The sequence below is a fragment of the Kitasatospora sp. NPDC091335 genome (genome assembly GCF_044757205.1).
Lineage (GTDB): Bacteria > Actinomycetota > Actinomycetes > Streptomycetales > Streptomycetaceae > Kitasatospora.
On the sequence record NZ_JBIVUM010000035.1, the window covers coordinates 19,057 to 30,204 of the forward strand.

An 11,148-nucleotide genomic window follows, 5' to 3' on the forward strand; every position below is an offset into this window, starting at 1 on the left:
CACCGGTCGAAATGCGCTGGCCGGAAACCCGCTGGACGGAAATGATGCGATGCGGGCGCCCCTGTGGCGCCGCACCGCCACCCTCCGCGACCTGGGAGCCCGATTGCCTCCGATCCCTCCGGCCGATCGCTCCGGCGCCCCGCACGGGCGCGCCGTCGACCCGCTGTTCCTCGCCCTGCCGCTGCGCTCCCTCGCCGACGCCGCTCTGACCCGGGCCCGCGAACTGGGCGCGAGCCACGCCGACTTCCGCCTGGAGCGGATCCGCAGCGCCTCGTGGCGGCTGCGTGACGCGCGTCCGGCCGGCACCTCCGACAGCGTGCAGCTCGGTTTCGCCGTCCGGGTGGTGCTGGACGGCGCCTGGGGCTTCGCCGCCGGCGTGGACCTCACCCCCGCCGCGGCGGCCCGGGTCGCCGAGCAGGCCGTCGCGGTGGCCCGGCTCTCCGGCGGGATCAGCCGGGCGGCCGGTTCCACCGAGCGGGTCGAACTGGCCGACGAGCCCGTGTACCGGGACGTCACCTGGGTGTCCGCGTACGAGGTCAACCCCTTCGAGGTGCCGGACGCCGAGAAGACCGCGCTGCTCGCCGAGCGCAGCTCCCGGCTGCTGGCAGCCGACGGCGTCTCGCACGTCCAGGCGGCGCTGCGGACCGTCCAGGAGAACAAGTTCTACGCGGACACCGCGGGCACCGTGACCACCCAGCAGCGGATCCGGGTCCACTCCGATCTGGAGGCCACCTCGGTCGACGAGCGCACCGGCGCCTTCGACTCGATGCGGACCCTGGCCCCGCCGACCGGCCGCGGCTACGAGTACCTCACCGGAACCGGCTGGGACTGGGACGCCGAGCTCGCCGAACTGCCCGTCCTGCTGGCCGAGAAGATGAAGGCCCCGAGCGTCGAGGCGGGCCGCTACGACCTGGTCATCGACCCGACGAACCTCTGGCTGACCATCCACGAGTCGATCGGCCACGCCACCGAGCTGGACCGCGCGCTCGGCTACGAGGCCGCCTACGCCGGCACCTCCTTCGCCACCTTCGACCGGCTCGGCTCGCTCCGGTACGGCTCCGAGCTGATGCACGTCACCGGTGACCGCACCGCCGAGCACGGCCTGTCCACCATCGGCTACGACGACGAGGGCGTGGCCACCCAGTCCTGGGACCTGATCAAGGACGGCGTCCTGGTCGGCTACCAGCTCGACCGCGGCATGGCCGGTCTGAAGGGCTTCGAGCGCTCCAACGGCTGCGCCTTCGCGGACTCCCCCGCGCACGTCCCGGTGCAGCGGATGGCCAACGTCTCGCTCCGGCCCGCCGCCGACGGCCCGGACACCGAGGGCCTGTTCGCCCAGGTCGAGAACGGCCTCTACATCGTCGGCGACCGCTCCTGGTCGATCGACATGCAGCGCTACAACTTCCAGTTCACCGGCCAGCGCGCCTACACCATCAAGGACGGCGAACTCGCCGGGCAGGTCAAGGACTTCGCCTACCAGGCCACCACCACCGACTTCTGGGGCTCGATGGCGGCCGTCGGCGGCCCGCAGACCTACCTGCTCGGCGGCGCCTTCAACTGCGGCAAGGCGCAGCCCGGCCAGATCGCGGCGGTCAGCCACGGCTGCCCGTCGGCGCTGTTCCGCAACGTCAACGTGCTCAACACCCAGCAGGAGGCGGGTCACTGATGACCGCGATGCAGCCCCACGAACTCGTCGAGCTGGCGCTCGGCCTCTCCCGCGCCGACGGCTGCGTGGTGATCGCCGACGAGGAGTCCACCGCCAACCTGCGCTGGGCGGGCAACGCGCTGACCACCAACGGCGTCACCCGCGGCCGCCGCCTCACCGTGATCGCCACCGTGGCCGACGCCGAGGGCACCGCCGCCGGCGTGGTCTCCCGCGAGGCCGTCACCGCGGAGGAGGTGGAGGACCTGGTGCGGGCCGCCGAGGAGGCCGCCCGCGCGGCCGGCCCGGCCGAGGACGCCCAGCCGCTGATCGCCGACCGCCCCGCCTCTCCGGGCTTCACCGAGCCGCCCGCGCTGACCTCCGTCGAGGTGTTCAACGCCTTCGGCCCGGCCCTCGGCGAGGCCTTCGCCCGCGCCGCCGCGCGGGGCGAGCTGCTGTACGGCTTCGCCCGGCACGAGGTGACCTCCAGCTACCTGGGCAGCTCCACCGGCCTGCGGCTGCGGCACGACCAGCCCACCGGCACGGTCGAGATCAACGCCAAGACCGCCGACCTGTCCGGCTCGGCCTGGGTGGGCGCCGCGACCCGGGACTTCGCCGACATCGACGTCGCCGCCCTGCACACCGAGCTGACCAAGCGGCTCGGCTGGGGCGCCCGCAAGGTGGACCTGCCCGCCGGACGGTACGAGGCGCTGCTGCCGCCCTCGGCCGTCGCCGACCTGATGATCGTCCTCAACTGGTCCTCCGGCGGCCGGGACGCCCAGGAGGGACGGACGGTCTTCGCCAAGCCCGGCGGCGGCACCCGGCTCGGCGACAAGCTCGGCGGCCTGCCGCTGACGCTGCGCTCCGACCCGCACGAGCCCGGCCTGGAGGCCGCGCCGTTCGTGCTCGCCCACTCCAGCGGCGGGGACTGCTCGGTCTTCGACAACGGCCGGCCGGTCGCCGCCACCGAGTGGATCCGCGAGGGCGTGCTGAACTACCTGATCACCAGCCGCCACACGGCCGGCCTCACCGGCCTGCCGCTGCGCCCGGCGATCGACAACCTCGTGCTGGAGACGGCCGACCAGGAGTCGGCGCCGACCCTGGACGAGATGGTCGCCCGCACCGAGCGCGGTCTGCTGCTCACCTGCCTCTGGTACATCCGCGAGGTGGATCCGGCGACGCTGCTGCTCACCGGCCTCACCCGGGACGGCGTCTACCTGGTGGAGAACGGCGAGGTCGTCGGCGAGGTCAACAACTTCCGGTTCAACGAGTCCCCGGTGGACCTGCTGAACCGGATCACCGAGGTGGGCCGCACCGAGCGCTGCCTGCCCCGCGAGTGGAACGACTGGTTCACCCGCACCGCGATGCCACCCGTGCGTGTCACGGACTTCAACATGAGTTCGGTCAGCCAGGCCTCTTAGCCACTGACCATCGGGGGATACGAGAGACATGATGGACGAGAAGCGCCTGGTCAGGTCGAGCAAGATGCTGTCGCGCATCCTGCGGCACGAGCCCGGGCTGGTGGGGGTCACGCTGGACGAGGCCGGCTGGGTCAGGGTCGACGAACTGCTCGCCGCGATCGCCGCGCGGGGCAGGCCGCTCACCCGGGCCGAGCTGGACCACGTCGTGGCGACCAACAACAAGCGCCGCTTCGGCTACTCGCCGGACGGTCTCTCGATCCGTGCCAACCAGGGCCACACGGTGGCCGTCGACCTCGGTCTGGCCGCCGCCGTACCGCCGCCGGTGCTCTACCACGGCACCGCGGACCGTCACCTGGCGGCGATCTTCCGCGAGGGCCTGCGCCCGATGGCCCGCCAGGACGTCCACCTCTCGGCGGACACCGAGACGGCGACCGGGGTCGGCGCCAGGCACGGCCGACCGGTGGTGCTGACCGTGAACGCGGCGGCGATGACGGCGACCGGCCACGAGTTCCGGCTCAGCGAGAACGGAGTCTGGCTCACCGACGCCGTGCCCCCGCAGTACCTCTCGCGCCGCTCGTAGTCCGCCGCAGCATCGCACCACCGTTCGCCGTTCGCCGCCGAAGGGCCTGTCCGCTCCGCCGGGCAGGCCCTTCTCGTACCCGACCGGGTGCGCCCGGCCCACCCGGTCTCGTCGCCGCCCGTGTCCGGGCGTACCGTGAGGAGGCCGCGCGGCCAGGCGCGCGGGTGCGTGACGAGGGCGGTAGGACAATGGGCAAGAGCGCCGACGACGGGCACGTCTTCCGGATCACGGGAGCGCGCAGCAGCCTCACCGAGGACGTCCGGGGACGTCAGCGCCGCTACGTCATCTCGATGCTGGCCCGTACGGTCTGCGTGCTGCTCGCGGTGGTGCTCTGGGACGTCCAGCGGGTGCTGGCGTTCGCCGCGCTGGCGGGTGCCGTGCTGCTTCCGTACTTCGCGGTGCTGATCGCCAACGCCGGCCGGGAGCGGGCACCGGGGCTGCCGAGCACCTTCGACATTCCGCTCGACACTCCGCTGATGCTCGGCCCCGGTGGCACGGGTGGGAGAGGCGGGGCCCCTGCGACGGCTGGTACAGCAGAGGCAAAGGTCGCTGCCACCGATCCTTCACAGGACGTGAACTGACCGTCCTTTTCAGGTCGGTTCGCCCCTGCCCGGCTCGACGAAAGCTCAAAAGAAGCTCAGATTAATCATGCAAGACCTCCCCATCCGAGGGTCTTCGCGTGACATACTGCGTACGCGCTCCGCATCCCCCGTCGGAGCGACGGACCGACGCCGGGCGGCTCCCCCCGTGGCTGCCCGGCGTCGCCATGCCCGGATTATTTCGGCCGGAGCGAGCGTGACAGACTGGCGGTGCAGAGACCCGCCGATCGTGGAGGACGGCCCGATGGACACCCCGCAGACGCCGATCTGCTCCGCCAAGGGCTGCCGGGCGGAGGCCGGCTGGGTGCTGGTGTGGAACAACCCCAAGCTGCACACCCCGGACCGCCGCAAGACCTGGCTCGCCTGTGACGAACACCGCGAGCACCTGTCCCAGTTCCTCGGGGTGCGCGGCTTCCTCAAGGATGTCGTCGCCTTCGCCGACTGGACCCCCGAGACCGCCGGGGCACCCGAGGAGCCCGTCTAACCGCCGATCGCGGACATCGGACGCTCGGGCTGTAGGAACTCCGGGTCGTCGATCCCGGCCCCGGCCTTCTTGCCCCACATCGCCGCCCGCCACAGCGCGGCCAGCTCGGCGTCGTCCGCGCCCGAGCGCAGCGCGGTGCGCAGGTCGGTCTCGCCGGTCGCGAACAGGCAGTTGCGCACCTGGCCGTCGGCGGTCAGCCGGGTGCGGTCGCAGGCGCGGCAGAACGGGCGGGTGACCGAGGCGATCACGCCCACCCGGCCCGGGCCGCCGTCCACCACCCAGCGCTCGGCGGGTGCCGCGCCCCGGCGCGCGGACGGCTCCGGGGTGAGCGCGAAGCGGGCCCGCAGCAGCTCCAGGATCTCCGCCGCGGTGACCATCGACGAGCGGTCCCAGCCGTGCTGGGCGTCCAGCGGCATCTGCTCGATGAAGCGCAGCTCGTAGCCGTGCTCCAGGCACCACGCCAGCAGGTCGGCCGCCTCGTGGTCGTTGACCCCGCGCATCAGGACCGCGTTCAGCTTCACCGGTGCCAGCCCGGCGGCCTCCGCGGCGGCCAGTCCGTCCAGCACGTCCTGGTGGCGACGGCGACGGGTGAGCGTCTGGAACACCTCGGCGTCGAGAGTGTCCAGCGAGACGTTGACCCGGTCCAGCCCGGCCTCGCGCAGCGCGGTCGCGGTACGGGCCAGCCCGATGCCGTTGGTGGTCAGCGAGAGTTCGGGGCGGGGCTCCAGCTCGGAGCAGGCGGCGACGATCGCGACCAGTCCCGGGCGCAGCATCGGCTCTCCGCCGGTGAAGCGGACCTCGCGCACGCCCAGGTCGCGCACGGCGACGGCGACCAGCCGGACGATCTCCTCGTCCGTCAGCAGGTCGGGCTTGGCCAGCCACTGCAGGCCCTCCTCCGGCATGCAGTAGGTGCAGCGCAGGTTGCACCGGTCCGTGAGGGAGACCCGGAGGTCGACGGCCTGTCGTCCGAAGGTGTCGAGCAGCACGTGGGTCCTTCCCCGAGATGCGGCCGGCCCGACCACCATCATGGCGGGCCGGGCCAGCATAGTCATCGTGGGTCGATCAGTGGGCGCCCAGCCCGGTCAGCGAGCGGACCTCCAGTTCAGCGTACTTCGCCGGATCGGGGCGTTCCCTGGACAGCAGCGTGCCGAGCCAGCCGGCCAGGAAGCCGACCGGGATGGAGACCAGGCCGGGGTTCTCCAGTGGGAACCAGTGGAAGTCGGAGTGCGGGAAGAGCGAGGTCTTCGCGCCGGAGACCACCGGGGAGAAGACCACCAGCGTCACCGAGGTGACCAGTCCGGCGTAGACCGAGCTGACCGCGCCGACGGTGGTGAAGCGCTTCCAGAAGAGTGAGTAGAGCAGGGTGGGCAGGTTCGCCGAGGCGGCGACCGCGAAGGCCAGGGCGACCAGGGCCGCGGTGTTGAGCTTGTCCGCGAAGAGGCTGAGCACGATCGCCATCGCCCCGATCGCGAACGCGGCCCACTTCGCCGACCGCACCTCCTCCTTCTCGGAGGCCTTGCCGCGCCGGATCACGTTGGCATAGAGGTCGTGCGCGAAGGAGGCCGAGGAGGCGAGGGTGAGGCCGGCGACCACGGCCAGGATGGTGGCGAAGGCGACCGCCGAGATCACCGCGAGCAGGATCGCGCCGCCGGTGGTCCCGGCACCTCCGCCGAGCGCCTCGGCCAGCTGCGGAGCCGCCGTGTTGCCCGCCGCGTTCGCGCCCTTGATCGTCTTGGAGCCGACCAGCGCGGCCGCGCCGAAGCCGAGCGCCAGGGTCATCAGGTAGAAGACGCCGATGATGCCGATCGCCCAGAGCACCGACTTCCGGGCCGCCTTGGCGGTGGGCACGGTGTAGAAGCGGACCAGGATGTGCGGCAGTCCCGCGGTGCCCAGCACCAGTGCGATGCCGAGGCTGATGAAGTCGAGCTTGGCGGTGCTGCTTCCGTACTTCTGGCCCGGTTGGAGGAAGGCCTCGCCCTTGCCGCTCGCGCTGGCCGCCGCGCCGAGCAGTTCGGAGGGGTTGAAGTGGTACTTGGCCAGCACCAGGACGGTCATCAGCGCGGCGCCGGCGATCAGCAGGACGGCCTTGACGATCTGCACCCAGGTGGTGCCCTTCATTCCTCCTATCACCACATAGACGATCATCAGCAGGCCGACCCCGACGATGGTCCAGCGCTTGGCGGCGTTCCCCTCGGCCCCCAGCAGCAGCGCCACCAGGGTGCCGGCGCCGACCATCTGGGCGAGCAGGTAGAAGATCGACACCACGATGGTGGAGACGCCCGCCGCGGTGCGCACCGGGCGCTGGCGCATCCGGAAGGCGAGCACGTCCGCCATCGTGAAGCGGCCGGAGTTGCGCAGTGGTTCGGCGATCAGCAGCAGCGCGACCAGCCAGGCGACCAGGAAGCCGATCGAGTAGAGGAAGCCGTCGTAGCCGCTGAGCGCGATGGTCCCGGCGATGCCGAGGAAGGAGGCGGCGGACATGTAGTCGCCGGAGATGGCCAGGCCGTTCTGGAAGCCGGTGAAGCCGCGCCCGCCGGCGTAGAAGTCGGAGGCGCTCCTGGTCTGCCGCCCGGCCCAGACGGTGATGCCGAGGGTGGCCAGGACGAAGACGCCGAACAGGGCCATCGTCAGGCCGCGGTGCTCGGTGGCGGAGCTGGCGAGCAGGCTCATTCGGCGGACTCCCGGGGGGCGTGGACGACGGCGCCGTGCGCCTCGCGGATCGCCGTGGCGGACGGGTCGATCCGCCGGTCCGCGTAGCGGGCGTACCAGGCGGCGATGGCGAAGGTGGTCGCGAACTGCAGCAGCCCGAGCACCAGGGCCACGTTGACGTGCCCGATGACCTTGGTCCGCATCAGTCCGGGGGCGTAGCAGGAGAGCAGGACGTAGAGCAGGTACCAGAGCACGAAACCGATGGTGACCGGGAAGGCGAAGCTCCGGAACGAGCGCCGCAGGGTACGGAACTCCTCGCTGTCATCGATGAGTTGGACGTCCGTGGCGGCGGTGGTGCTCGGCGGCGAATCCACGCGGGTCTCCTCACTCCTTCGGCGTATGTGTCACACGGGGGGGGACGATCGAACGTGAGGGGCGTCACATGTCTGGTGTGCGCCGCGCAATGCTAGGAGCGTCCTGCCCGCCCCGGAAGGGGTTGACCGCGATCAGTCGACCGTTCACCCCCTCGCACCATCCGATTGGCCGAAAAGCAGTCCATCCCAGTGCCCGCACCGCCCATCGACCGGATCCCGGCCGCCGTCGGCACACCCCCTGGAGGAACGCCACCGGCCCGTGCCGCACCCCGAACGGGGCGGCACGGGCCGGTGCGGGAGACCGACGTCTCAGAACGCGATGCGCACTTTCAGCGCCGAGCGGTCGTCCATCGCGCGGTAACCGTCCGGAACACCGTCCAGGTCGACGGTGCGGTCGAAGACCAGGCCCGGCTCGATGGCGCCCGAGAGCACGTCCGGGAGCAGCTCGGGGATGTACGCGCGGGCCGGGGCGACGCCGCCGTTCAGCGAAACGTTCCGGCCGAACATCTGACCGATGTCGACGCCGGCGCTGCCGCCGTGCGGCACCCCGACGTAGCCCACCGCACCGCCGTCCCTGGCGATCGAGATCGCCGTCCGCATGGACTCCTCGGTGCCGACCGCCTCCAGCACCGCGTGCGCGCCCTGGCCGCCGGTCAGCTCCTTCACCGCCTCGACGGCGGCCTCGCCGCGCTCCGCCACCACGTCCGTCGCACCGAAGCGGCGGGCCAGCTCGGTGCGGGCCGTGTGCCGGCCCAGCGCGATGATCCGGCCCGCGCCCAGCCGGTGCGCGGCCAGCACGCCGCACAGGCCCACCGCGCCGTCGCCGACCACCGCGACCGTCGCACCCGGGCGCACCCGGGCCGAGACCGCCGCGTGGTGCCCGGTCGCCATCACGTCGGACAGCGCCAGCAGCCCGGGCAGCAGCTTCTCGTCACCCGCCGCCTCCTTCGGCAGCTTCACCAGCGTGCCGTCCGCGAACGGCACCCGCACCGCCTCGCCCTGGCCGCCGTCCGAACCGACCTGTCCCCAGAACCCGCCGTGCGGGCAGGAGGTCTGGAGGCCCTCGAGACAGAAGTCACACGACCCGTCCGACCAGACGAACGGCGCCACCACCAGGTCGCCCTTGGCGAAGCCGCGCACCTCGGCGCCGGCCTCCTCGACCACGCCCAGGAACTCGTGCCCGATCCGCTGCCCGGCCACCCGCTGCGCCACCCCGCGGTAGGCCCACAGGTCGCTGCCGCAGATACAGGCGTTCACCACCCGGAGCACCACGTCCGTCGGCTGCTGGACCACCGGGTCCGGCACCTCTTCGATCCGGATGTCGTTGGGGCCGTGGATCACGGTGGCACGCATGCGCTGTTCCTTAGCTGAAAACGATCTCGACCAGGTGTACGACACCCCCGCCGACCACTCTATTCCGGCCGGTCGGCCGGAACACTCCGACCGGAGCGTCCCCTCCCGCCCCTTATCCTGTTGGACCATGCAACCGATCCAGCCCGAGACGTACGGAGTGCCGCGGACCGCCCCGGTCCCCGCCCAGCGCTCCGCCGCCCCCACCGGGGGCTTCGCGGTCGTCGACGTCGAGACCACCGGTCTCGGCCGCTCCGACCGCGTCATCTCGGCGGGCGTCTACCGGCTGGACCCGGACGGCGACGTCATCGACCACTGGTACACCCTGGTCAACCCCGGGCGGGACCCGGGCCCGGTCTGGATCCACGGCCTCACCGCCGAGCTGCTCTCGGCCGCCCCGACCTTCGCGCAGGTCGCCGACGAGTTCGCCGACCGGCTGCGCGGGCGGGTCCTGGTCGCGCACAACGCGCTCTTCGACTGGAACATGATCTCCCGCGAGTTCTCCCGGGCCGGCCTGGACGCTCCGGTCGAGCAGCGGCTGTGCACCATGGTCCTCTCCCGCGACCTGCGGCTGCCGCTGCCCAACGGCAAGCTGGCCTCGCTCGCCGCCCACTTCGGCGTCCAGCAGCGCCACGCCCACAACGCCCTGGACGACGCCCGGGTGCTCGCCGAGGCCTTCCGCCCCAGCCTGCACCTTGCCCGCGACGGCGGCGTGCCGCTGCCGCTCCAGAACTGCGTCGCGGTCACCGACCTCGGCGAGGAGGAGCCCGCCACCCCCGGTCGCAGCACCTGGACCGGTGCCACGTACCGCCAGAGCAAGAAGCGCCTGCCCTGCCCGTACCCCAACCCGGGGCGCTGGGAGGACGGCAAGCCACTGGTCCAGGGCATGCGGGTGGCCATCACCGGCGACACCGCCACCGACCGCGAGGTCCTGGAGGACCGCGCGGTCGAGGCCGGCCTGCACATCGCCACCTCGGTGAGCCGCCTCACCAGCCTGCTCGTCACCAACGAGCCGGACAGCTGGAGCGGCAAGGCCCGCAAGGCCCGCGACGTCGGCACCCCGGTGGTCGGCGAGGACGCCTTCCTCCAGCTGTTGCGCGAGGTCGCCCCGCACCCCGGTGCGTGAGCCCGTTGTGAGGTCGGCGTACCGTTCCCATGTGTACCGTTTTCTGCTGACCCGACAGTGGCTGATCACCATGCTGATCGCGCTGCTGCTGATCCCCGCGACGATCAAGCTGGGCTTCTGGCAGCTGCACCGCCACGAGGCGCGGGTGGCCAGGAACGAGCTGATCGGCCAGGCCCTCACGGCCGCGCCGGTCCCCTTCGACACCCTGTCGGCGACCCCCGGCTTCGCGGTCCCCAAGGACCTCACCTGGCGCGCGGTGACCGCCACCGGACAGTACGACCCGGCACACGAGTTCGTGGTCCGCAAGCGGACCGACTCCAACGGGAGCATCGGCTACTTCGTCGTGACCCCGTTCCTGCTCGCCGACGGCAAGGGCACCGTCCTGGTCAACCGCGGCTGGGTCGCCTCCGGCAACGGGGCCGTCGAGTACCCGCCCGTCCCGGCCGCCCCCACCGGTGAGGTCTCCCTCGCCGGCCGCCTGCGCGCCGAGGAGACCTACGGCGACAGCGGCATCAAGGACCGCACCGGGCTGCCCGACCGCCAGTTCAACCTGATCAACACCGACGAGCAGGCCAAGCGGACCGGCGCCGCCCTCCTCGGCGGCTACCTCGAACTCGCCGGCACCACCCCGGCCCCGGCCGACCAGCCCCAGCTGATCCCCGAGCCCAACCACTCCGACATCGGCCCGCACATGGCCTACGCCATCCAGTGGTGGCTGTTCACCGCGATGATCCCGGTCGGCGTCTGGGTCCTCGCCCGCCGCGAGGCCAAGGACCGCGCCAAGCAGGCCGCCGAAGCCGAGGTCCCGCTCGACGCCGTCCCCGCCTAGCTAGTGAGCTGGTTCGGAGATTCTTGAGCAGTAGCGGCAGATCCGTTCGATGATCTGGTCTGCGGTCTTGGTCCATTTGAACGGGCGGGCGCTG

11 protein-coding genes are annotated in these 11,148 nt (G+C 72.0%); 7 read left to right on the top strand and 4 right to left on the bottom strand.

Annotation, left to right across the window (positions count from 1 at the left end; all coding sequences use genetic code 11):
- Nucleotides 1–103: 103 nt before the first annotated feature.
- The 5 genes from ACIQOW_RS39100 (at nucleotide 104) to ACIQOW_RS39120 (ending at nucleotide 4,726) form a co-directional block, all read left to right on the top strand.
- Complete coding sequence (locus ACIQOW_RS39100; protein ID WP_401092671.1) at nucleotides 104–1,666, top strand: TldD/PmbA family protein; 1,563 nt, start codon at nucleotides 104–106, stop codon at nucleotides 1,664–1,666.
- Complete coding sequence (locus tag ACIQOW_RS39105; RefSeq protein WP_401092673.1) at nucleotides 1,666–3,063, top strand: metallopeptidase TldD-related protein; 1,398 nt, start codon at nucleotides 1,666–1,668, stop codon at nucleotides 3,061–3,063. Before ACIQOW_RS39100 ends, ACIQOW_RS39105 begins: the two co-directional genes overlap by 1 nt.
- A gap of 31 nt (nucleotides 3,064–3,094) precedes the next feature.
- Entirely contained in the window at nucleotides 3,095–3,643 is a 549-nt protein-coding gene (locus ACIQOW_RS39110) for an RNA 2'-phosphotransferase (RefSeq protein ID WP_401092689.1), read from the top strand.
- A gap of 188 nt (nucleotides 3,644–3,831) precedes the next feature.
- Nucleotides 3,832–4,224 carry a DUF3099 domain-containing protein gene (locus ACIQOW_RS39115; protein ID WP_401092675.1) on the top strand — a complete coding sequence of 131 codons (393 nt, stop codon included), beginning with the start codon at nucleotides 3,832–3,834 and terminating at the stop codon, nucleotides 4,222–4,224.
- Between the two features lie 262 nt (nucleotides 4,225–4,486).
- Nucleotides 4,487–4,726: a hypothetical protein gene (locus ACIQOW_RS39120; RefSeq protein ID WP_401092677.1), complete on the top strand. Its 240-nt coding sequence runs from the start codon at nucleotides 4,487–4,489 to the stop codon at nucleotides 4,724–4,726.
- Here the strand turns inward: ACIQOW_RS39120 and moaA are convergent.
- From moaA to ACIQOW_RS39140, 4 genes are all read right to left on the bottom strand, one after another.
- Nucleotides 4,723–5,712, bottom strand: a complete 990-nt coding sequence (moaA, locus tag ACIQOW_RS39125; RefSeq protein ID WP_401092678.1) for a GTP 3',8-cyclase MoaA — start codon at nucleotides 5,710–5,712, stop codon at nucleotides 4,723–4,725. The two genes, ACIQOW_RS39120 and moaA, sit on opposite strands and share 4 nt — an antisense overlap.
- A gap of 76 nt (nucleotides 5,713–5,788) precedes the next feature.
- Nucleotides 5,789–7,396: a cation acetate symporter gene (locus tag ACIQOW_RS39130; protein ID WP_401092680.1), complete on the bottom strand. Its 1,608-nt coding sequence runs from the start codon at nucleotides 7,394–7,396 to the stop codon at nucleotides 5,789–5,791.
- The gene (locus ACIQOW_RS39135; RefSeq protein ID WP_188300464.1) at nucleotides 7,393–7,749 is read right to left on the bottom strand and encodes a DUF485 domain-containing protein; all 357 of its coding nucleotides are present in this window, start codon (nucleotides 7,747–7,749) and stop codon (nucleotides 7,393–7,395) included. The genes ACIQOW_RS39130 and ACIQOW_RS39135 overlap by 4 nt, the downstream gene beginning before the upstream one ends.
- Before the next feature lie 309 nt (nucleotides 7,750–8,058).
- Nucleotides 8,059–9,102, bottom strand: a complete 1,044-nt coding sequence (locus ACIQOW_RS39140) for a zinc-dependent alcohol dehydrogenase family protein (protein WP_401092682.1) — start codon at nucleotides 9,100–9,102, stop codon at nucleotides 8,059–8,061.
- A gap of 127 nt (nucleotides 9,103–9,229) precedes the next feature.
- Between ACIQOW_RS39140 and ACIQOW_RS39145 the strand changes: the two genes are divergently transcribed.
- Both ACIQOW_RS39145 and ACIQOW_RS39150 read left to right on the top strand, forming a co-directional pair.
- Nucleotides 9,230–10,225 (top strand): DEDDh family exonuclease, encoded by a 996-nt coding sequence (locus tag ACIQOW_RS39145; RefSeq protein WP_401092684.1) that lies wholly within the window; start codon nucleotides 9,230–9,232, stop codon nucleotides 10,223–10,225.
- A gap of 31 nt (nucleotides 10,226–10,256) precedes the next feature.
- On the top strand, nucleotides 10,257–11,054 hold the full coding sequence (locus ACIQOW_RS39150; protein WP_401092685.1) for an SURF1 family protein: 798 nt from the start codon (nucleotides 10,257–10,259) through the stop codon (nucleotides 11,052–11,054).
- Nucleotides 11,055–11,148 lie beyond the last annotated feature (94 nt).